Annotated in this window: 14 protein-coding genes and 1 pseudogene; 8 read left to right on the forward strand and 7 right to left on the reverse strand. The window is 70.6% G+C overall.

Annotated elements, in window-relative coordinates:
- Positions 1 to 257: 257 nt before the first annotated feature.
- Together GF068_RS13005 and GF068_RS13010 are read left to right on the forward strand one after the other, a co-directional pair.
- A complete protein-coding gene (locus GF068_RS13005; protein ID WP_338046358.1) occupies positions 258 to 1,994 on the forward strand; it encodes a sensor histidine kinase in 1,737 nt (578 codons plus the stop codon).
- A gap of 81 nt (positions 1,995 to 2,075) precedes the next feature.
- Complete coding sequence (locus GF068_RS13010) at positions 2,076 to 4,787, forward strand: TolB-like translocation protein (RefSeq protein WP_153819665.1); 2,712 nt, start codon at positions 2,076 to 2,078, stop codon at positions 4,785 to 4,787.
- 9 nt (positions 4,788 to 4,796) lie between these two features.
- On the opposite strand, the gene GF068_RS13015 is transcribed toward GF068_RS13010, so the two are convergent.
- Positions 4,797 to 6,035, reverse strand: coding sequence for an aminotransferase class V-fold PLP-dependent enzyme (locus tag GF068_RS13015; RefSeq protein ID WP_153819666.1), 1,239 nt, complete (start codon positions 6,033 to 6,035; stop codon positions 4,797 to 4,799).
- An 88-nt stretch (positions 6,036 to 6,123) separates the two neighbouring features.
- On the opposite strand from GF068_RS13015, the gene GF068_RS13020 reads away from it, so the two are divergent.
- The 4 genes and pseudogenes from GF068_RS13020 (at position 6,124) to GF068_RS46230 (ending at position 8,472) form a co-directional block, all read left to right on the forward strand.
- Complete coding sequence (locus tag GF068_RS13020; protein WP_170319452.1) at positions 6,124 to 7,032, forward strand: hypothetical protein; 909 nt, start codon at positions 6,124 to 6,126, stop codon at positions 7,030 to 7,032.
- Positions 7,033 to 7,045: 13 nt separating this feature from the next.
- Positions 7,046 to 7,582 carry a TlpA family protein disulfide reductase gene (locus GF068_RS13025; RefSeq protein ID WP_153819668.1) on the forward strand — a complete coding sequence of 179 codons (537 nt, stop codon included), beginning with the start codon at positions 7,046 to 7,048 and terminating at the stop codon, positions 7,580 to 7,582.
- Between the two features lie 550 nt (positions 7,583 to 8,132).
- Positions 8,133 to 8,309: pseudogene (locus tag GF068_RS47360) on the forward strand (helix-turn-helix domain-containing protein); the annotation flags it as partial.
- Between the two features lie 37 nt (positions 8,310 to 8,346).
- Positions 8,347 to 8,472: a hypothetical protein gene (locus GF068_RS46230; RefSeq protein WP_275939142.1), complete on the forward strand. Its 126-nt coding sequence runs from the start codon at positions 8,347 to 8,349 to the stop codon at positions 8,470 to 8,472.
- Between the two features lie 63 nt (positions 8,473 to 8,535).
- Here the strand turns inward: GF068_RS46230 and GF068_RS13035 are convergent, their stop codons facing one another.
- Entirely contained in the window at positions 8,536 to 11,340 is a 2,805-nt protein-coding gene (locus GF068_RS13035) for a radical SAM family protein (RefSeq protein ID WP_170319454.1), read from the reverse strand.
- A gap of 63 nt (positions 11,341 to 11,403) precedes the next feature.
- On the opposite strand from GF068_RS13035, the gene GF068_RS13040 reads away from it, so the two are divergent.
- A complete protein-coding gene (locus tag GF068_RS13040; protein WP_153819671.1) occupies positions 11,404 to 12,753 on the forward strand; it encodes a hypothetical protein in 1,350 nt (449 codons plus the stop codon).
- A 3-nt stretch (positions 12,754 to 12,756) separates the two neighbouring features.
- Here the strand turns inward: GF068_RS13040 and GF068_RS13045 are convergent, their stop codons facing one another.
- Both GF068_RS13045 and GF068_RS13050 read right to left on the reverse strand, forming a co-directional pair.
- Positions 12,757 to 15,396, reverse strand: a complete 2,640-nt coding sequence (locus GF068_RS13045; RefSeq protein WP_153819672.1) for a B12-binding domain-containing radical SAM protein — start codon at positions 15,394 to 15,396, stop codon at positions 12,757 to 12,759.
- Between the two features lie 11 nt (positions 15,397 to 15,407).
- Positions 15,408 to 17,408 carry a serine/threonine-protein kinase gene (locus tag GF068_RS13050; protein WP_170319455.1) on the reverse strand — a complete coding sequence of 667 codons (2,001 nt, stop codon included), beginning with the start codon at positions 17,406 to 17,408 and terminating at the stop codon, positions 15,408 to 15,410.
- A gap of 183 nt (positions 17,409 to 17,591) precedes the next feature.
- Here GF068_RS13050 and GF068_RS13055 point away from each other — a divergent pair, with 183 nt between their 5' ends.
- Positions 17,592 to 18,977, forward strand: a complete 1,386-nt coding sequence (locus tag GF068_RS13055; protein WP_153819674.1) for a cystathionine beta-synthase — start codon at positions 17,592 to 17,594, stop codon at positions 18,975 to 18,977.
- A gap of 13 nt (positions 18,978 to 18,990) precedes the next feature.
- Here GF068_RS13055 and GF068_RS13060 read toward each other — a convergent pair whose 3' ends face one another.
- The 3 genes from GF068_RS13060 to GF068_RS13070 all read right to left on the reverse strand — a co-directional run bounded on the left by GF068_RS13060 (position 18,991) and on the right by GF068_RS13070 (position 21,050).
- Positions 18,991 to 19,695, reverse strand: a complete 705-nt coding sequence (locus GF068_RS13060; RefSeq protein ID WP_153819675.1) for a glutathione S-transferase N-terminal domain-containing protein — start codon at positions 19,693 to 19,695, stop codon at positions 18,991 to 18,993.
- Positions 19,696 to 19,769: 74 nt separating this feature from the next.
- Positions 19,770 to 20,630, reverse strand: coding sequence for a hypothetical protein (locus GF068_RS13065; protein ID WP_206079464.1), 861 nt, complete (start codon positions 20,628 to 20,630; stop codon positions 19,770 to 19,772).
- Between the two features lie 30 nt (positions 20,631 to 20,660).
- Positions 20,661 to 21,050: a hypothetical protein gene (locus GF068_RS13070; RefSeq protein WP_153819676.1), complete on the reverse strand. Its 390-nt coding sequence runs from the start codon at positions 21,048 to 21,050 to the stop codon at positions 20,661 to 20,663.
- Between the last annotated feature and the right edge of the window lie 348 nt (positions 21,051 to 21,398).

Consider the following 21,398-nt stretch of genomic DNA (forward strand, 5'->3'; position numbering starts at 1 on the left):
GTCGCTCGATCGGATGAACGTGCCGCACCCCACAAGCATCGCCGAAAGAAGCAACAAGCCGACGAATCTCCTCATGGACGAGCCCTCCTGCATCGCTGCTCGGAAGTCCGAACTGCGTGGACGTCGGCAGGCCGGGGCACCCTACGGCGCCGGGCGGGGAATTTTCGGTCGATCGAAGGGCCGTTTCGTAGTGGGACGTTGCGGCGCAGCGGCCCACGTGCGCCTATGATGCGGGCCCTTTCGAGTTCTCTGCGCCCGTGACCCTCGCTGCCCGGCTGCTCCTCGCCTTCGGCCTCGTCGCCATCTTCGCCGCGGCGCTCGTGGGTCTGTCGTTGCGCGACGCCTCGCGTCAGATCATCGAGGGCGATTTCGAGGACCGGATCGAGGCCGCCGCGGTGGGCGTGCGTCGCGAGCTCGCCCAGGAGGCGCGCGCGCTCGAAGGTCTGCTCGGTCCGCTCTGCGCCCACGACACGTTCGTGGACAAAGCGCACCTCTTGCTCGAAAAAGCGCGCGGCGACGAGGCCGCGATCGAGCCGGGGGCGCGCATCTCGATGCGGCACTTCGTCCCGGATCAAGCGCGCGCGCTCGGGCTCGACGATCTCGTGCTGGTCACCGACAAGGGCCTGATCCTGGCCGCCTCGGACGTCTCGCGCACGGGCACGAAGGCCCCGGAGCTCGCGAAGCTCTTGCGATCGCCGGCGGGCGGCGCGCCGCGGCTCCGGCCCGATCCCGAGGGCGGCGAGGCGTCGCTCGAGGTGCACTGCGCGCGCTCGGGCGGCGGCGTCGAGGTCGGGCTCGTCGGCGCGCGCCGCGTCGGCAAGATCCTCGAACGTATCGGCGCCTCGCACGGCGTCGAGCTCCGCATCGAAGGCGCAGACCGCGTGAAGACGACGGGCGACGCCGTCGTTCGTCCCATCGAGGTCGCCGAGGTCCCCGGCCTGCGCGTCGTGGCCATCGCCGCGCGCGAGAGGCTCCATGACGCGCTCGCCAAGCTCGACCGCGCGATGCTCTTCGCAGGCTCGGTCGCGCTCGGGCTCGGCCTCGCGATCGCGTTTGTCCTCGCGCGGAGCCTGTCGCGCCCGATCGTCGAGCTCGCCCGCGAGACGCGCGAGGTCGTGGCCGGCGCGCCGCGCACGGTGAAGGGCCGCGGAGGGCGCGAGCTCCACGACCTCGCCGACGCCTGGAACCGCACGATCGCCGAGCTCGTCGCGATGCGAAAGCGCCTGGCCGCGACGGAACGTATCGCCGCGCGGCGCGAGGTGGCGCGGCAGATCGCGCACGAGATCAAGAACCCGCTCGCCCCGATCCGCGCCGCCGTCGAGACGCTGCGCAGGCTCCGCGCCCGCGAAGATCCCGCCTTCGACGAGTACTTCGAAGAGGCGACGACCACGGTCCTCGAGGAGGTCCACCGGATCGCGAACATCGTCTCCGAGTTCACGCGCTTCGCGCGCCTGCCTCCGCCGAACCCCGAGCCGATCGACCTCGTCTCCGTGGCGAAGGGCGTGGTCACGCTGCACGCCTCGGCGGGCGAGGGCGTCGAGAAGACGGGGACGCGGCGGGTCGAGCTTTCGTCCGAGCCGATCCCGCAGGTGATGGCCGATCGTGATCAGATGGTGCAGGTGTTGACCAACCTGATCCAGAACGGCCTCGACGCGGCGAGCGCCGTGCGCCCCGACCCGCGTGTGCTCGTGACGATCGGCCCGCTCGCGGAGAACAAGGTCCGCGTCGTGGTGCGCGACAACGGCCCGGGCGTACCTGCGGAGATGGTGCCGCGTCTCTTCGAGGCGTACGCGACGACCAAGGAGAAAGGGACCGGCCTCGGCCTCGCGATCGTCCAGCGCATCGTGTTCGAACACGGCGGAGAAATCGCGTATCGCGAGGCGAAGAAGGGCGGCGCGGTCTTCGAGCTCCATCTGCCGGTGTCCGGCCCTCCGCTGCTCGACAAACCGCCCGCGGTCGAGACCACGGTCCGCGGCCCGGACAGGAGCAGCTAGGCGGGATTCCCCATTCCCCTCGAGGCTCGAAAAGCAGGGCCTCGGCTGGCGAGCGTCGATCGGCTCTGGCATGGTCCCGCCATGCGAAGCTCGACGGCACGCGCCTGGTTCGCCCTCTCGCTCGTGGCTCTCACGTCGATCGCGCCGGGCTGCGGCGGCGGCGCGGTCCCGAAGCAGTCGCGCACCGCACGCCCGAAGACCACGCTCCGGGCCGACCCGAACCCCAAGCCCCAGGCCGCGCTCCCGGGACCCGCGCTCTTGCCCTCGTACGTGCTCGCGCGGCTCGACGACGAGAACGCGGCGCCGTACGTCGCGCGCCGCGGCGAGCAGATGCTCCTCTTCTACGACGCGGGCGGCCGGCTCTTCACGCGCCTCTGCAACGCGGACGGCAAGCCGAGGACGGCCGAGCCCATCGACGTCGGGCCCGCCGCGGCCGAGATGCCCGTCGCGACCGTCGAGGCCGTGGGGGACGGATACCTCGCCGCGTGGGTCGAGGGCATGAAGAGCAACGCCGCCGTGAAGGTGCTCTCGCTCGACGCCACGGGCGCCGCGCGCGGCGCGCCCATCACGATCGCGCAGTCGGCCGACGAGGTGAGCTGGGTCGAGATCGTCGCGGGCCCGAGCTCGGCGCTCGTCGTGTGGGAGGTGCCTCGTGAAGACCACTTCGACGTGCTCGCGGCGCCGGTTACGCCAGGAAAAACCCCCTCCCCCGCGGTCGTCCTCGCGCACGACGCCCTCGGCTGGGACCTCGTCACGACCGAGAGGGGCGCCGCGATCGCCACCGTCGTCGCGGCGACCGGCGCGCAGGACGAGGCCGAGCAAGGCCGGATCGGCCGCGTGCTCTACGCCGACGTCGATTTCACGGGGAAGGTCTCGGCGCCCGTCGTCGTGAACCCCGAGGCGACCGCGCAGAACGACATCGTCGTCGCCCGCGCCGGCAAGCGCGCGCTCATCGGCTGGACCGACGTGCGCAACATCGACTCGAGCGTGTACGTCGCGGCCGTCGAGCCCGGCGGCACGATCGTCACGCCCCCGAAACGCGCCACCACGCCCGTCGGCGAGCAAGCGCTCGTCTCGCTCGTCTCGGGCGCGGGCGCGGGCAAACGCGCGCTGCTCGCGTGGGAGGACCTCCTGCGATCGCCGCGCGAGGGCCGCCTCATCCACCTCGCCACGATGGATCCGGACGGCAAGCTCGGCGCCGAGCGCGCGACGCTCGTCTTCAGCGCGAGCGGCCCGCCCGACATCACCGCCGACGGTGACGGGTTCGCCGCGCTCACCCTCGCGCCCACCACGAGCGCCGAGGGACCGCTGCCCAAGGACGCGCCGATCTGGCCCATCTTCGTGCGCTTCGGCCCCGACATGAACGTCCGCGCCTCCGAGCCCGTGCGCGCCGAGCCCTTCGCCAGCACCGAGGGCATCCCCTACCTCACGCGCAGTTTGTCCTGCCAGGCAGGCGCTTGCACCACGCTCGCCGCGAGCGGCGGATCTCCCGCGACGCTCGCGGCGGTCGCCTTGCCCGTGCGGCAGAGCCCCTGGCGCGCGCCGGCTTCGCGGGATCCCGACGAGGTCCCGCCGCGCCCGCTCGGCGTCACAGCCCTCTACGACGGCGAACACCTCGCCCGCGTCGCCGCCGCCGAGCGCCCCTCCGGCGGCTCGCTCGCCGCGTGGGTCACCTACCACATCGAAGGCAACAGCGACGTCGGCCGCAGGCCCGCCCGCAAGGACGAGCCGCTCGCCACCGTCGGCGTGCGCGCCGTGTCCGCCGCAGGTGTTCCTGGGAAAACCCAGATCCTCTCGCGTCGCGGCCTCTCGATCGGCGGCGTCGCGATCGCCTCGGCGCCGGGCGGCAAGGTCGAGGAGAGCGCGCTCGTCTGGGCCGCGCGTGACAAGAACGACGCCCAGGTCCAGATCGCCAAGCTCGGCCCCGAGGGCGACAAACTCGCGCAGAAGCCCCTCACCACGATCACCCGCAAGCCGAACAAGGACGGCGTCCCGAGCGAGGTATCCGACGTCGCCGTCGCCTACGCGCCTCCCAGCGAGCCGGGCAAGAGCACCGACGACGGCTTCATCGTCGCCTGGGTCGACACGCGTGACGGCAACGCCGAGGTCTACGCCGCGCGTGTCGATCGCACCTTGCGCAAGGTCGTCCAGGATCGCCGCATCACCGAGGCGATCGGCGACTCCGCCGAGGTGCAGATCGTGGTGCGCGGCAAGGAGACGCTCCTCGTGTGGTCGGACGCTCGCTCGAACCCCGAGGATGGCAGCGGCGACATCCACGTCGTCCGCCTCGACACACGCACGCTGCAGAAGGTCGGCCCCGAGACCCGGATCTTCGCTTCTCCTGCGCACTCGCGCTCGCCCTCGGTGGCGCTCGCGGGCGATCGGGTCGTCGTCGCCTGGATCGAGGAGGCGGCCCCCGACGCGAAGCCCGAGGCGAGCGAGGCGGGCGTGCGGATCGCCGTCATCGACGAGCGCGGCGCCAACGTGGGCACCCCGCGCCTCGTGCGTGGCGAGGAGCAGAGCGCCGTCACCTCCGTGGCCGTCACCTGCGCCGCCTCGAAATGCCGCGGCGTCCTCACCTCCGCGCTCCGCGAGAGCATGCTGCTCGACGCGTTCGAGTTCGCGCCCGGCGCCCCGCCCGGCCCCCTCAAGGCGCTCGCCGCGCTCACGGGCGGCGCCAACGCCGACGTCTCCCCCTCGTTCGCCGGCCGCGAGGGCACCTCGCTCTTCTTCGGCGACGACGCCGTCGGCGGCACCGGCCGCGTCCGGTTCATGACGATCGGCTGGCCCTAGATCGTTTGACTACCAATCATCCGAGCGCGGCCGCGGCGCGCCTCGCAGCTCCGCGAGCGCGTCCTCGGCCGACAGGATCACCTGCTCCGCCTCGTCCACGTTGTTCGGCCAGTGCGGGCTCAGCCGCAACACGCCGTCCGGGATCGCCGTGCTGATCCCGCGCTGCAACAACGCGCGGTGCAGCGCGACCACGTCCACGTCCTCGGGCGGCAGCACCGACAAGATCCCGCTCCGCCGCTTCACCTCCGGCGCGCGCAGGCTCTTGAAGCCTCGCTCCACGAGGCCCTCCTCGACCACGTCGCCCCAGCGCACCACGTGCGTGAAGATCTCCGCCACGCCGAGCTCGGCCACGAGATCCACCGCCGCTTCGAGCCCCACGAGCCCGATCGCGTTGATGCAGCCCACCTCGAAGACGTCCGCGCGTTTCTTGAACGGCCGGTCGTAACGCATGTGCCCCGGCCCCTCGAGCAGGAAGCGCACCGCGTCCTCGTGGCTCAGCCACCCCGCGACGTGCGGATCGAGCGCCTCGATGCGCTCCTTCCGCACGTAGAGCATCCCCGTCCCCTCGGGGCCCATCAGCCACTTGTGCCCGCCCGAGGCCCAGTAATCGACGCCGAGCGCGCGCACGTCCACGGGCACGGCGCCCGTCGCCTGGATCCCGTCCACGAACAGCTCCGCCCCCTGCGCGTGGCAGAGCGCCGCCATCTCCCCGATCGGCATCCGCAGCCCCGACCGGAACTGCACCGCGCTCACCGCCACGAGCCGCGCGCCCTTCGCGAGCTCCTCCGTCAGCCGCCCGAGCCCTCGCTCGTCGCTCTCCTGGAAGTCCGCGAGCGGGAGGAACACGGCCTCCAGGCCGAAGAGCTCCGCCGCGCGTCGCCACGGCGTCACGTTCGCCGGGAACTCCCCTTCGAACAGGATCACTCGATCGCCGCGCTTCCACGGCAAGGACAGCGCGATCGCCGTCACGCCCGTCGACGTGTTCGGGACGAACGCGATCTCCTCGGCCGACGCGCCCACGAGCCGCGCGAGCTTCTCGCGCAGCCGCGACCTCTGCGCGCCGTAGGTCCCGAAGGCCTGCGCCCCGCGCCGCCCCCAGTCGACGATCGCGTTTTGCATCGCGCGGCGCACGGGCCAGGACGGCGGCGAGATCGCCGCGTGGTTGCAATAGACGAGCGGCTCGAGGTCCGGAAAATGCTCCCGATCGCCGAGCTTTGCCGTGAATTTGACGTCGCCGTCGCGGCTCATGGGCCGAGAGGATGCGCCTCCGAACGGCCTCCTGGCAAGCCGCGACGCTCGCGGACGGCCTCGGCCTCGGGTAGTCTCCCGGGCCGACGTGCGCGGCAACGACAGTGCTTATCGGGATCCCTTGCAGGGCTTGCGCGCCCGCGTGCAGGACCTCGCCCGCGAGGTCGAGGAGCGCGAGGCCATGGTGACCGACGCCCTCTTTTCGCACCTGCCTTCGATGCTCGCGAGCAAGCTCCGCGACCTTCGCGCGTATGCGCTCACGCCCGCGAAGACCGAGGCCGAGCTCCACGAGGCCGAGGCCACGCTCCTCGCGTATCGTGACGCCCTCGACGAGGCGATCGAGCTCGCGCCCGACCTCGAAGACGCGCAACGCGTCCTGCCCGAGATCACGCCCGATCCAAAACTCGCGAGCCACCTGCGTCCCTTCATCGACCTCTTCATGGCCGACATCGTCCTCGAGACGTGTGACGCCGCCGAGCGTGGCTTGCGCCTCGGCGCGCTCGCCCTCGACAAGGACGCCGCCCTCGAAAAGGAGAGCAAGTACGCCTTCCGCGCCCGTTTTCGCGCGCACGACGCGCCCATCTCGATCCTCGCCCAGATCGCCTACTCCGCCAACGACACGCCGGCCGAGGTCCACGTCTTCCTCACGACCTCCGTCGCGGCAGGAACACCGCCGCTCCGGATTCGCCCGCAGACGTTGTTGCATGGCATCGGCAAGGCGGTTGGCCTCGTGCGTGAGGCCGAGGTCGGGGACGAACGTTTTGATGATTTGTTCCTCATCGAGGCCGAACAGGACGCAGCAAAGCGCCTGCTCGGCCCCGCCGTGCGCAAGGCGCTGCTCGTGGTCGCGAGCTTCGACATCCCCGATCTCGTCGTGCGTGACGGCCGGGCCGATCTCCACTTCCGCTTCGAGCCGAACGAGCGCCTGATCCGGAGCGCCACCCTCGCCCTCGCCTTGATCCGAAAGGCGCCCGTGCGTGTCTCGCTCTTGCGCTGATACATAACGCGTGATGGTGATCGCCTCGAAGTGGAAATCTCTCACGCTGGCGTTCTTCGTGGCCGCGGCGCCCTTCGTCTCGGGTTGTTCGACCGAAAGAAAGCCCGCGCCGGAGGCCAAGCCCGAGCCTGCCGCTGCGTCGAAGGGGCGTGTCGAGTGGGTCCGCGCGGCCGAGGGGGAGGACGTCGCGACGATCGTTCGTCGCGAGCTCGAGCGCGCTCGCAAGGACGGACGGGACCTCCTCGTCTACGTGGGCGCGAAGTGGTGCGAGCCCTGCCAGAGGTTCCACCACGCGGCCGAGAAGGGGGAGCTCGACGACGTCTTTCCGCGCCTCCGGATCCTGGAGTTCGACCTCGATCGTGACGCCGAGCGGCTCGCCGTCGCCGGTTACGCTTCGCGGCTCATCCCCTTATTTGTCGCGCCAAACGATGACGGCACCGCCTCTGCGCGGCGCATCGAGGGCTCGGTCAAGGGCGAGGCGGCCGTCATGGAGATTGCGGGGCGCCTGCGCCGCATCTTGCCGCGCGCCTCGGCCGGCCCTACCGGCTGAGCCGCTCGCCATTCACGCGGCAGGGCCGATCGGGGTTCGGCCGACTGCTACGTTCTTTTCGCACCCCCGTCTCGAACGAAACCCACACGAACGAAGGACGTCGGGGGGTTCGGCCGAGCCGATCATAACGATCGCGGCGACGCCCGCGGCGCGTCATCGGATGCACGCGCCGCATCATCGAAATCTTCGGGAAGACGCGCCTCTTCGCTCGCGTTTTGCGCGTGTCTGCCGGTCACCGAGGCGAGCTCTCGCCTCGGGAGGGGAGCGTGCGCGCATGCAACAAGCTGTAACAAATCTTACATACACAAGCTCCTATGACAAACGTGTCTCGGGGGCGGTAACTGTAATGAAACCTCATTTTCCACTGCCAAGGTTCGTCGGAACGGTGCATAGTAGGGGCGTGCTCGCCCAAAAGCATAACAGGGTGGACGTGGGACCTGCGCCCGCCCGACGACAAACCAGGCAACAGGCCCAGCAATCAACCACTTACTTGATCCGGCACGAGGAGGGCCGGCGGGGTCGTCCGTGAGGACGTCCCGAAAGAAACGCCATGCCGCGACGAACCGTACCGGATCCTTTCGCTTCGCAGGTCGGAGGCCGCATCCGTGAGCTTCGTCTGGAACGAGGCATGTCCCTGGCCGAGCTCGCGGACGCGAGCGAGCTGTCGAAGGGGCACCTCTCCAGCGTCGAACACGGCCTCGCCGCCATCACGATCCAGACGATCTCCCGGCTCGCCCGGGGGGCTCAATCTGCCGCCCCTCTACTTGCTGACCTTCCCCGGGGAAGACGAGCGCGCGCACGCCGCGGAGCTCGTCCGCAAGCTGCCCACGGATCAGGTCCGCAAGCTCCGCCGTCAGCTCCAGGTCCAGCTCGGCCTGCGAAAGCGCTGACGCTCCCTCGCTGATAAAAACCCACCACGAAATCGGGGCCGCCCCGAAAAGCGGCCCCTCCTTTCACGTCGCCGCGGACGAACGGCGTTCGATCGGCGCGACACACCTTTCTCCGAAGAGCTTCACGTCCTCGTGCCGGACCCCGAAGCACGCCGATTGAACGGCGCAACGGTCGCACGCAGGGACCTTCCGGCGAAACTCCACCGGCCCGGGGATGGGTTTGCCCGAGAGGATACGTTCGTCGGCGTCGAAAGCGCAGAGCGGCGGCCCGCAGGGCCCGTCGAGCCCGCGCACCACGATCCCCAGGACAAACGCGCGATCGATCGCCCGCCGGAGCGCGGCCCGCAGGCGCGCGGGCTCCGGCACGATCGTCCCGACGAGCGAACGATCGAAGGGCATCGTCGGGTAGGAGATCATGAGATGCAGCAGGCCCGGGTGCCGGCCGAAGGTGTCGTGGATGAAATCGGGCAGGCCGCCGAGCTCTTCGATGCCCTCGGCCGTCGTCACGGCGTTCAAGGCGACCGGGATGCCCGCGTCGAGCAGCGCATGGATGCCCCGCACCGTGCGCTCGTGCGTGCCGGGCGCTCGCGTGATCGCGTCCGAGACCGCCGGATCTCCGCTATGGAGGGAGACGAACGCCTGCGTCACGCCCGCCTTCGCGAGGCGCGCCGCATACCCCGGCTTGCTCGCCTGGATGGCGTTCGTCTCGAGCGTGACCCCGGCAAAACCGAGCGCGCGCGCCCGCTCCACGTAACGAATGAGCTCGGGGTCGAGCATGGGCTCGCCGCCCGAGACGATGAGCGAACGCGCGCCGGCCGCCCATAAATCCTCGATCCATCGAACGACCTGCTCGGGCCCGTAGCGCCCCCAATCGCGGCCCTGCCAGCACATGCCGCAGTCCTGGTTGCAGCCGAAGCCCGTCCGCACGATCCCCTCGGGCGGCTCCACGCCCGCGACGATCTGCCGGAAAAACCCGAGCGGCACGCCCACGGGCAGCCGCGCGAGCTCTTTTCCGATCGAAGACGCGCGCTCCCACCGCTCTTTCGTGGTCGAAACGACGAGCCGCGCCGCCATCGCCTCGAACGCCTTCGCCCACCGCGTGGCCTCGGGTATGTCCGGACATACCTCCACCGTGGCCTTGCCCGCGGCCTTGTCCCAGCCGAGCCGGAGCCGCGCGATCGGGTCCCGCTTGCCGAGGACGAGCTCGACGTGATGTTTGTCCGCATTCACGTCGAGCAGCGACAGCCCGAACGCGGGAAGCTGCACGGGCAGCGAGGGCGCGTTCACGAGCGCCGAAACGAGCGCGCGTTTTTTTTCGGCCGCCTCGGCCTCGACGCTCGGAGGATCCCGGAAGGCGACGCCGCTCGTCTCGCCGACGTCCCGACCTCGCGCGCGGCCCTTCGAGGCCATCGCGCGCTCGACGTCGGAGGCCGTCACGAGCTCCGGATCGGCCGCCGACGAGACGAGCGCGAGGAGCGTCTCGAAGAGCGTGAGCTCGTCCCGACCTCCGCTCCGCCGGATGCTCTCGGCCGCGAGCTCGGCGACGCGGCGCACGCGTTTGTCCCGGAACACAAATGGCCGCGAGGGCAGATACCCATAACGCGCGCTCGCGTCGTCCTCGGGGCTCTCGTAGGCGCCTGTGAGCAACCCGTCGCGCTCGGCGAGCCAGTAGAGCGCGGTGTCGGGATAAAGCCGCACGCGCGAGAGGAGCAGGTGACCGCGGAGCTCGTGCATGCCGGTGCGCCGGATGCAGTCGAGGTTCGTCCGGAGGTCCTCCATCGTGGTCCAGGGCGTGAAGAGGATGAAGCCAAACGCCGCGTGCGAGAGGTCCATCGCGGGCGCGTATTCGGCGTTCCAGCGGCGCAGGGCGTCGAGGAATCGGACGAGCGTCTCCTGGGTCGCGCCTTTGTTGAAGCGATCGAGCTCGGGCTGCGAGAAGTTCTCCACGCCGACGAGGAAAGGCGCGAGGCGGATCGACGAGCGACGCGCGGAGGCGAGCGCGCGCGTGAAGCGGGCCGCGTTCTGGAGCCACCAGTCGGCGCGTGACTCGATGAGCAGCGTGAAGGGCCCGAGCTTCTCGGCCTCGGCGGCCTCGACGAGCTCGGTGAGGTAATAAAACGGGTTCTGATCGCGCAGGACGAGCGCCTCGATCTCCGGCGCGTTTTCGCGCAGATACCGGAGCTGCTGGAGCGCCCAGGCGAGGGCCTCGTCCCGCGACTTGTGCTCGTAATGGTTGCCCGTGGTGCAGAACGCGCAGCCCTTCCCCGCCCCCTCGGGGATCGTCGTGCCCGCATAAAGCGGGTTCTGCCGCGCGTCGGCCTGGTAGGGGCAGCCGGTGTTGCCCGTGATCGGGAACGACGGGGAGCGCGGCCGCGCGTCGGGCGTCGCGTACACGGGCCGGAGCAGCGGCGCATAACGCGGCGGCGGCCCCTCCGGAGGTCTCCGGCCCGCGAGCGCGGAGAGGAGCGCGACGACGGACGCAGGTTCCGCCGGACAAACGTGGTTCGCCGGCGCGTCGGAGAGGTCGTGCTCGCCGATCAGGCGGACGAACGTGGCCTCGGGCAATGCGCGGGCGAGCCGCTCGACGATGGCCGCGCTCCAGAGCCGCTCGTAGAGGATCGTCGGGTAGGCCCGAAGCGCGCGGACGAGCGCGTCCCACGCTGCATTCGGCTCGACTTCGGCGCCGCGTGGCAGGTGCGCGACGACGAGGTCGCCGGAGAGCCCCGCCGCGCGCATCGCGCCCGCGATGTGGTGCAGGCTCACGTCGTCGAGGAACGACCGATCCCGATGGCTGTGCAGGCTGAGGACGGCCGCCGGGAGCACGCCTTCCCCACGCGCGTCGGGCGCGGGCAAAGAAGGGGGCGGCATACCCGCCTCGCGAACGAGCGGCAAGGATCGCATCGGGGCCCGGAAGCCCGTAGGCTACACCGGGTGGCTCGGCCCGTCATCCTCCTCGGCAAAGGCGAAGTGTCGCTCGCGGCGGCAGACGGAGACGTGCTCGCCGAACCCGAAGGCGCTGGCCTCGCAGCGATCGAGGCGCTCCTCGCGCAGGACCCACGCGCGGCCGTGGTGACCTCGGGCGGAGACGAAGGATTTTTTCGCGCGAGCCTGTGCCTCGAGCGCGGCGTGCCACGCGTGATCGTGCGTCGCGGCGCCCTCGGCGAGGCGCGCGAGCAGGAGCTCGCCGCGCGGGCCAGGAGCTTCGGCAAGGAGCTCTTCGTGCACGACGACGCGCGCGGATACGGGCGGGTGCGCGCGGCGAACGAGCGCGTGCAGGTGGGCGCGCCCGAGGCCCGTGCGTGGGAAGCGGCCGTGCAGGCTGCGGCAGGGGACGCCACGTGTTCGGCGGCGATCGGGCTCGAGGTGGACGCTGCCTGGGAAGAGGCCGCGCGCGCCGCGGCGCCGCTGCCGATCGATACCCCCGTGCCGGGTTTGTCCGAGAACCTGGAGGAGGTGGCGTTCGCGAACGGGGACAAACCCGTGCTGTACCTGGTCGTCCCCGCCCGCTCGCTCGAGGCCACGCGGGCGCGGCACGCGGGCGCCGCGATGGCCCTCGCGCGGACGCAGGCGTCGCCGCTCGTGGTCGAGGGCGCGACGGGGCGGCGCATCGAAGGCGCGACCGGCGAGGCCACGGTGCATGCGTTTTTCTCGACAGACCCGGCGCTCGCGGAGCGGGCGGCCTCGCTCTGGGAGCAGGGTTCGTCCCGGAACGCGCTCGCGATCGGCGAGCTGCTCGGGTATCCGCCCTGCTGCGCGGCCGCGTTCGTGGCGCTCGCCGATCGGCGGAACAACGCGGCGCTCGTGTACGTCACGGCCGCGCGGACGCGCGCGCTTCAGGCGCGTTTTCATCCGCTGCTCGACGTCGCCGTGCGGCGCGTCGTCCCCTTCACCCCGTGCTCGTTCGGCTGCGAGCGGGCGATCACCGCCGCCGCGCGTGTCCTCGCCGCGCTCCCGTCTGCGCAGGCCGAAGCGCTCGGCCGCGCGCTCGCCCGCCCGGTCCTCTACCTCGACGAGGCGCGCGCCGTCGCGCTCGAAGGCGCGCGCGTGGGCGAGGCCTCGATCACGTTCGAATCCGCGTGTTTCCTCCCCGCCCCCGCGCCGCTCGACGCCGAGGGCGAGCTCTTCACCCGCAAGCTCCTCGGCGCGCTCTTCGAGGGCGGCGGCACGCTCGCCTGCACGGAAGGAGCCTTCGAGGTGCGTGGCGCGTCCTTCACGCGGCGCCTCGGACGAACCTCGCCGCGGCTCGGCGTATTGCTACCGTTCGACCGTTTGTCAGAGTAAACCTCAGCCGAGGTACCCCGCGCCTCCGGCCGGGCCATCGACGCGGCCTCGTTGCCCGCCCGGGGCGACCGGCGCCTGATTGCGCCGCCCCACGGGCCGCGGCGGCACTTCGAGCAGATACTTCGTCACGGTCGCCTTGTCGTACCTGCGGGACATCCAGAAGAGATCGTACTCGTTGATCTTGTCGAGCGTCCGGATGCCGAGCTCCTCCATGCGGACGAGGATTCGATTGCGGGAGGCGTCGATCACGTCGCGTTTGTCCTCCCATTTCAATCCGCCGATCTCGTCGTACGCGAGCGTCACCTGCCCCGTCTTCAGCCGGTCGAAGGCGGGCCGCAGGACGATGCCGGCCTTCTCCGGGTCGACGCCCATGCCGGGGAACAGGTAAAACCCCTGGAAGCACCCGACGATGTCGATCTCCTCGGCGAGCGTCTCCACGAGGTGGATCGTCGCGTCGACGTCCTCCGTGGTCTCGTGGAAATACCCGGCGATGAAATTGACGCGGTTGATGATGCCCGCCCTGTGCGTGCTCCGCAGCGTCTCGACGATGTCCCGCGCGAGCAGGCCCTTCTTCATCAATTCGAGGATCTTGTCGCTGCCGCTCTCGGCGCCGTAATTGAGCAAGAGGCAGCCGGATTCGCGCATGAGTGCGGCGAGCTCGGCGGAGATGTCGGTGGGGCGGCAGGAGTCGGTCCATTGCAGGCCGGCCTTCGCATCGACGAGGCGGCGGCAGAGGCGCTCGAGCAGGCGCGGGCTCACGTTGACGAGGTTGTTCAGGAACATGAAGTCCCGGACCCCGTACCGCTCGGCGAGGGCCATGAGCTCGTCCGCGGTCTTCTCGGGCGACTGGACGTCGAGCCACTCCTTCGCGCTGCAAAACTCGCATTTCGCCGTGCAGCCCTTCACGAATCCATAAGGTAGATACGCGAAGGGCTCGATCGGCTCGCCCTGGTAGAGGCCGTCCCGGGCGAGGGCGGCGAGCAGGCGCTCGGTGGGTTTGCCGCGGTAGAGCTCGAACGGGACGTCGTCGAAATCGGGGCGCGGCATGGCGTTGAGGTGCGAGCGGATGAGCTTGTTTTTCGTGACGCTCTCGCCCTCGCGGGACCAGACGCCCGGGATGTCGGCCGCGCGCCGATCACGATACGCCTCGAGGTGGAGCAGGCCGAGGAGCGGGACCTCGCCGTCGCCGTCGACCACGTAATCGAAGGTGTTCGGGGTGGCGAGCGCGCGATCACCGTCGACCTGGTCCCGCTCGCCGCCGAGCACCGTGGGAAAACCCGTCCGCTCCTTGACGAGCCGCGCGAGGCTCGCCGCGATGTTCATCTGAAAATGTCCGAAGTAATCGACGATCGAGAACCCGACGAGGGCCCGGCGGCCGGATTCGGCGGCGCGCACGAGCTCCGGGCCGAACGAATCCCACATGCGCTCGGCCGCCGCGGCGACCCGAGGGCTCTCGGCGCCGGCGAGCCAGCCGTCGACGGCGGCGTCGTCCGTGAAACAATCGAGGGGGTCGTCGGCGTGCGCGATCTGCAGATCGAAGATACGGGTGAGAAAGCCGTGGCCGCGCGTGAACGCCGCGAGCCGCGCCGCCGCGAGGGAGGGCAATTCGAGCTCGTCGTAGCTGTTGCGATATCGCGGGACGTGCACGAGCACCATTTCGAGAGGGCGATTCGCCCCGCGCGTCGCATATCGCTCGAGGCTCGCGCGCGCGGCCGTGACGGACGCCTCCGCGCCGGCGAGCGAGGCCGGCGAAGGGACGTCCGCCGATCGCGGCGCCGCGAGGGCGTGGCGCGTCGCGACCTCGAGGGGGCTCGGGACGACGTCGAGCCGCACGGGGCCGTCGCGCAGGGGCGCCTTTCGCGTCAGCGACGCGCCCTGCTTGCTCCACCGACAAACCAGGCTGCCGCGGCGCATGACGGCCTCGACCTCGAGCGGCCCCTCGCCCTGCATCTCCTCGTCGAGGTCGACCTCGACCACGACCTCACCCACGCGCGCGTGACACACGATCCGATCGGCGCCTCCTTGCGCGACGACCTCCGTCACCTCGAGCGCCCGCGAAGCGCCCGGGACGACCTGCTCCGCGAGCGCGAACGGACCGGCGGCGAGGCGCGTGATCCGCGCGAGGACGTCCTCGGAGAGCACGAACGAGAGGCGCGCGCCGTCGAGGAAAGGCGTACGCGTCGAGGCCGCGCGCCGGACACGTCGCCCCGCCGGCGAGCGCACGAACAAACCCACGAGCGCGCCCATCGATGCGCGCCGCGCCTCCTCGACGAGCGCGAGGAACATCGGCTCGAGCACGAGCGCGCCCGCGTCGATCACGTCCGCCGAAGCCGTGTCCGAGAGCGCCTGCGCGAGCGCCGCGGGGGCGACGATCCGCGCCGCGCCACGGCCGCTTCGAGCCGCCGCGACGAGCGCGCGCGCCACGTCCTCGGGCACGTCCTCGCCGAGCACGAGGCAGCCGCCCTCGGCGCCGAGCTTCGCCACGAGATCCGGCGCGCGACGGAGCACCTCCGCCGCGGTCGTGGGCACGATCTTCGCGGCGCGCGCGAGGCGCGAGAGGGGCGAGACGACCCGAGGCACCGACTCCGGCTTCCCGGCTACGGCGACGAGGAGGGCTTGCCGCTTGCCGTGCACGTCCGTCATCACGAACGATGTTACCAGCGTCGGGGCGCGCGACGAAAGCCATCCTCGGCCCGCGTCGCCCGCTCGGCGAGCTCTTCGTGAAACGCGGCCCGCGCCTCGTCACCACCACGGAGGAAATGCTCGGCGAGGACGGCGTCACGTTCGCCTTTCTGCGCGAGCCACGCGGCGGCGAGCCGGTGCCCGAGCGCGCGATCGGCGTCGGTGAGCATGCCGTAGGCCGCCTCCCGGACGAGCGTGTGCCGGAAGGCGAGCTCCTGCTCGCCGGGAAAACGGCTGCCCTCGCGCGGCACGACGAAGCCACGCTCGACGAGCACGCGCAGCCTGCCGCTCTCGGTCGTCGTGCGCGTGTGGCCGAGCAGCGCCGCGAGGCCACCCGACCAGAAGACGTCGCCGAAGATACTCGCCGCGCGCAGGGTGCGCCGCGCCTCGGCGTCGAGCCCGCCGATGCGCCGCTCCAGCAGCGATCGCGCCGAGCCCGGCAGCTCGTCGCCGCGCCCGTCGAGCTCGGCGCGCGAGAGCTCCTCGAGGACGAGCGGCAGGCCCGCCGCGCGCTCGACGAGGCGGTCGACACGCGCGGGCTCGGCCCGATCACCGAGCAGCACACGCGCGAGCTCGGCCGCGGCCTTGCGCGAGAGCGGCGCGAGCGGCAGCTCCTGCGTGAAGGTCGCCCCGGCCGCGGGGCCGAACTCGTCGAAGAGCTCCGGCCGCGCGAGCGCGAGCACGAGGAGCGGGCGATCGTGGAGCTCGGAGAGCACGTCGCCGAGCCTGTCGACCGAGCGCGGATCACAGCCCTGCAGATCGTCGACGACCAGCACCGCGGGGCGCCCGTCGCGCGCCGCGGAGAGCACGGTCGTGCAGTCGGCCGAGGAGGCACCTCCGGCCACGCGGCCCGCCTGCGTGATCGAGACGTCCGTGATCCCGCGGCGATACGCCTCGCGCACGAGCTCCCGCGCGAGCCGCGACTTGCCGATGCCCGGCGGACCCGTCACGAGCACCGCGCGCGGCGACACGTCTTCGACGCACGCCTCGAGGGCCGAGACCAGGACGCCGAGCTCGCGCTCCCGGCCCACGAAAGGCGCGGGCGCGCGCAGGCCCTCGGCCTCGCCGAAGAGCCGCGCCGCCGCGACGTCACGCGTGCGCACCTCGCGCTCGGTGAGCGCAGGCGGCGCGCCCGGAGGTCGCTCCGCGCTCTCGGCCTCGACGTCGATCGCGGCGAGCGCGCGCAGCACCGCGGCCGCGCTCTGCGGCCTCTCCGCGGGGTCGTCGTGCAGCAGCCGCGCTGCGAGATCGTCGAGCGCGGGTGGCACGACCGGCACGAGCGTCGAGAGGCGCGGCGCGGCCCCGTGGAGCTGCGTGGAGAGGGCCTGCCCCGAGAAGGGCCTTCGCCGCGCGACACATTCGAAGAACAAGCAGCCGAGCGCGAAGAGGTCCGTCCGCGCGTCGACCTCGCCGTCGCCGCGCGCCTGCTCGGGGGCCATGTACCCGAGCGTGCCGATGACGAGGCCGTCGCAGGTCAAGGCGCGCGCGGGGCTCGTGGCGCGGGCGATGCCGAAATCGAGCAGGCGCGCGTCGTCGGGCCTGCCGGAGACGAGCAGGACGTTCTCCGGCTTCACGTCGCGGTGCACGATCCCGAGCGCGTGGACGGCCGAGAGCGCCTCGGCGACGCGGGTCGTGATCGTGATCGACGCGGCGAGCCCGAGGGGCGCCGGCTCGGCGAGGCGCTCGGCGAGCGTCACGCCGTCGAGCCACTCCATGACGAGGAACGGCTCGCCCGCCTCGGTCGTGCCGTGGTCGAGGTACCGCACGATCGCCTGGTGATCGAGGGTGGCGAGGATGCTCGTCTCGCGCGCGAAACGCGCCGCGTCATCACGCGTGGCGCCGCGGAGGATCTTGAAGGCCACGGGCCGACCGGTCTCGCGATCGAGCGCGCGGAAGAGGCTCACCGGCGCGCCGAGGGCGGGGCGGGCGGGGGCGAACAGCTCGTATCTCGCGGGACTCTTTCGCGCCGCCATGACGATGGATGGGTCACCTCGCGCGCTCGGGGCGCCTCGGGCCACCCGCACGAGGGTAAGGCCTTCGCCCACGATCGGGGCACGATTTCGCGTCCGCCGGGCGCAGGTCATGTCGCTCGGGTGCGCGCGGGCCTGCCCGACAACGCTTGTATCGGTACCCGGGGCCTACTAGAAACGTGCACCATGATGCGAGGCGCCCTGAGTGACATCACCAAGGCCGTTGGTCGGACTCCCATCGTCAAGCTGAACAAGGTGACCGAGGGGATCGAGAGCGACATCTATGTCAAGTGCGAGTACCTGAACCCCGGCGGGAGCCACAAGGACAGGGTCGCCATCAACATGATCCGGGACGCCGAGGCGGCCGGGCTCAAGCCGGGCGGCACGATCGTCGAGGCGACGAGCGGCAACACCGGCGCGGCGCTCGCGATGAACGCGGCCGTCCGAGGCTACAAGTGCGTCTTCGTGATGCCCGACAAGATGTCGCAGGAGAAGGTCGACACCCTGCGCGCCTTCGGGGCGAAGGTCGTCGTTTGTCCCACGGCCGTCGAGCCCGACGATCCGCGCAGCTACTACCAGGTCGCCAAGCGGATCGCGGAGGAGACGCCGAACTGCTTCTACGCGAACCAGTACCACAACCCCTCGAACCCGGGCGCGCACTACCTCTCGACGGGCCCCGAGATCTGGGAGCAAGTCGGCGAGGACCTCGACGTGTTCGTCGCCGGCATGGGCACGGGCGGCACGATCAGCGGGACGGGCAAGTACCTGCGCGAGAAGAAGCCCTCGATCAAGCTCGTCGGCGTCGATCCCGTCGGCTCGCTCTACTACGACTTCGTCAAGACGGGCCGCATCACGAAGCCCTTCAGCTACAAGGTCGAGGGCATCGGCGAGGACTTCTTCCCGAGCACGATGAACCTGCAGATCCTCGACGAGGTCATCCGCGTCGACGACAAGGAGTGCTTCCTCATGACGCGCGACCTCGTGCGCCTCGAGGGCCTGTTCGTCGGCGGATCCGGGGGCGCGGCCGTCGCGGGCGCGCTCAAGTACGCGCGGCAGAGCGGGCGCAAGGAGAACATCCTGATCCTCCTGCCCGACGCGGCCTCGAAGTACCTCGGCAAGATCTTCAACGACAACTGGATGCGCTCGAACGGCTTCCTCGAGGAGGAGAAGAGCCTCGGCACGGTGCGTGATCTGCTCGCGGGCAAGCCGCTCGGCGAGGTCGTCTCGGCGCGGCCGCAGGACCGGGTCGGCGAGGTGATCAGCAAGCTGAAGACCCACGGCATCAGCCAGATCCCCATCGTCGACGAGGGCAAGCTCTGCGGCCTCGTGCACGAGGTCGACCTGCTCCGCCACCTCGTGACGGGCAAGGGCAGCCTCGACTCGCACATCGCCGAGCTCATCGAGAGCGAATACGCGACGGTCACCGTCGACACGAAGGTCGAACTCTTGAAGGGCGTCTTGAACGACGCGCGCGTCGCCATCGTCACCGACGGCACGAAGGTCGTCGGCATCATCTCGAAGATTGATCTGATCGACTACCTGGCCAAACGCGCGGCCGAGCCCGCGGTCTGAGCCTCCCCTCCCATCAGCGACGCACGGTCTCGGCGGACTGACCGAACAGGATCTTCTTCGCCTGCTCGTCCATCGTCTGGCTCGGGTCCTGCACGAGCTCGCGGCCGGCGGCCCGGCCGCGCTCCACGGCCGGGCGGGCCTGGATCGCCTCGAACCAGCGCTTCAGGTGCGGGAAATCGTCGAGGTTTTGCCCCTGCGCCTTCCACGGGACGACCCAGGGCCAGGAGGCCATGTCCGCGATCGAGTATTCGCCGGCGAGGTATTCGCGATCCGAGAGGCGCCTGTCCATGACGCCATAGAGGCGGTTCACCTCCCGGGTATAACGATCGATCGCGTATTCGATCTTCTCGGGCGCATAGATGCGAAAATGGTGCGCCTGTCCGGCCATGGGGCCGAGCCCGGCCATTTGCCAGAAGAGCCATTGGATTGTTTCTGCCCTGCCCCGGGTGTCCTTCGGCAGGAAGCGGCCGGTCTTCTCGGCGAGGTAGACCAGAATGGCGCCCGATTCGAAGACGCTGATCGGCGCCCCGCCGCCCTCGGGGTCGTGGTCGACGATCGCGGGCATGCGGTTGTTCGGGCTGATCGCCAGGAACTCGGGGGAGAACTGCTCGCCGCGCCCGATGTTCACCGGGACGATCCGGTAGGGCAGGCCCACCTCCTCGAGCATGATGGTGACTTTGCGGCCGTTCGGCGTGGGCCAGTAGTGGAGATCGATCATGGTCCCTCTCCCTCCTCGGGGGCGCCGCGGGCCGGCGCGCGGGACATCTTAGCCCCGCGCGAGGAGGACGCACTTCAGAACTCGCCCATGAATCCGAGCGCCGGATACACGATGAAGCTCGAATGATCGAGCTCGCGGACGGTCTGCTCGAGCACCTCGAGGGTGCCGTTCGAGACGAGCTGCACGAGCGTGAGCTCGAAGCCGAAAAAGACGTGCTTGTAGCCGACGGCCACGCCGCCCTGCGCGCCCACGTAAAACGCGTGTCCCCCGAAGGAGGCGAGCTCGGTGCGGGCCGCGATCGCCTCGCCCACGATCTCCGGAATCGCGAGCCGCAGCGACGTGCCGAAATTCGTGTACATGAACCGCGGACCGCCCCAGAGCCGATACCAGTTCCCGTGCGTGCCGAAGACGATCGGGACGTCGATCTGCCAGCGCGTGAAATCCTCGAGCTCGACGATCTGGAGCGTATCGCCGAGCGGCATGGGGAGGATGTAATAACCGACCCCGAGCCCCGCCGAGGCGTCGATGCCGTGCTTCGCCTTGCTCAGGAATTGATAACGGCCGCCGAGGCGCAGCGAGCTCGTGGCGAACCGGAGCGAGACCTCGAGGTTGTCGACGGGCGTGTAGCCGACGCCGATATGCGGCGTCACCGAGGGCGGGTTCAGGACGAGGCCACCCGCCGCGTCGTAGATCTGGTCGACCTCCTGCTGGGTGAGCTCGCGATCGTCGGCGTAGTCGACGATCGTCGTCGCGACGTCGATGACGTCCGAGATCGGGCCGGTCGGGATGGAGATGTCCATGCCGAGCTCGGCCTGCACGTGACCCTTCGGCGCCACGTGCGCCGGCTGCATGCTGGAGAGCGCGGGCGCGCAGCCGGCGGCGAAGAGGGAGGCGACAAACGCGAAAAACGTCGAGGTCGAGCGGAGGGCAAGCACGAACCCGAACGTACCAGGAAGGGAGCGAGCTCAGGAAGTCGCGACGACCGGCGTGCTCGCCCCGAAGAGCGGCGCGAAGATACGCGAAAGCGCGGCGCTCGCGTCCTCGAGCGAGGGCGGCGACTTCCCCACCGCCGAGAGGCGCAGCGTGCGGCCGTGGACCGGCACGTCGAACGAGACCATGCCCTCGCCGCGCGTGATCTCCGCGATCATGCCGTCGAAATGGGGCTCGCCCGTCACGACGCCGAGCGCCGCGAGCCACTCGTGGTCGTACCCGTCCCCGGCCCCGGCCACGAGCAGCCCCTCGTCACTCGCGAGCGCCATGGCCTTGATCCGGTTCCTCTCGATCACGGCTTCGAGATAGAGGCTCGCCGCCTCCTGGACCATCTCGCTCCGCTTCCTGCGTCGTTCGTTCTTCATGTAGGAGATCCTCCCGTCGCGTACGACACGACACTACCTTGACGAGGACCCCGGCGGCCAAGAATGGAGCGATCGATCCAGAGGACGACGATCCGATGGATCGGTACGGAGAAACGGTGGGCGTTCGTCCAGGAGGAGCGTGGAAAGTACCGTGACCAGAGGCGCCCGAATGACCGACGTTCCGTAAGGCGAGCGCGCGCGAGGCGCGAACGATCGCATGTAGAAGGCTGGTAAGGCGCTAAGAGGCAGAATACCATGCTCGGGATGCTCCTCCCCGTCCCCACGCCGCGCGCGTCGAGTGCCGCCTGCCATGCGCACGCGTACGGGACCGAAGAAACCCGGCCGGCC

This window comes from Polyangium spumosum (genome assembly GCF_009649845.1).
GTDB lineage: Bacteria > Myxococcota_A > Polyangia > Polyangiales > Polyangiaceae > Polyangium > Polyangium spumosum.

Bases quoted from the DNA above. Each gene is read 5' to 3' on its own strand.
- GF068_RS13015 (WP_153819666.1), bottom strand. From the start codon at position 6,035: ATGAGCCGCGACGGCGACGTCAAATTCACGGCAAAGCTCGGCGATCGG.
- GF068_RS13050 (WP_170319455.1), bottom strand. From the start codon at position 17,408: ATGGCGGCGCGAAAGAGTCCCGCGAGATACGAGCTGTTCGCCCCCGCC.
- GF068_RS13060 (WP_153819675.1), bottom strand. From the start codon at position 19,695: ATGATCGATCTCCACTACTGGCCCACGCCGAACGGCCGCAAAGTCACC.
- GF068_RS13035 (WP_170319454.1), bottom strand. From the start codon at position 11,340: ATGCCGCCCCCTTCTTTGCCCGCGCCCGACGCGCGTGGGGAAGGCGTG.
- GF068_RS13025 (WP_153819668.1), top strand. From the start codon at position 7,046: ATGGTGATCGCCTCGAAGTGGAAATCTCTCACGCTGGCGTTCTTCGTG.
- GF068_RS13055 (WP_153819674.1), top strand. From the start codon at position 17,592: ATGATGCGAGGCGCCCTGAGTGACATCACCAAGGCCGTTGGTCGGACT.
- GF068_RS13010 (WP_153819665.1), top strand. From the start codon at position 2,076: ATGCGAAGCTCGACGGCACGCGCCTGGTTCGCCCTCTCGCTCGTGGCT.
- GF068_RS13070 (WP_153819676.1), bottom strand. From the start codon at position 21,050: ATGAAGAACGAACGACGCAGGAAGCGGAGCGAGATGGTCCAGGAGGCG.
- GF068_RS13045 (WP_153819672.1), bottom strand. From the start codon at position 15,396: ATGACGGACGTGCACGGCAAGCGGCAAGCCCTCCTCGTCGCCGTAGCC.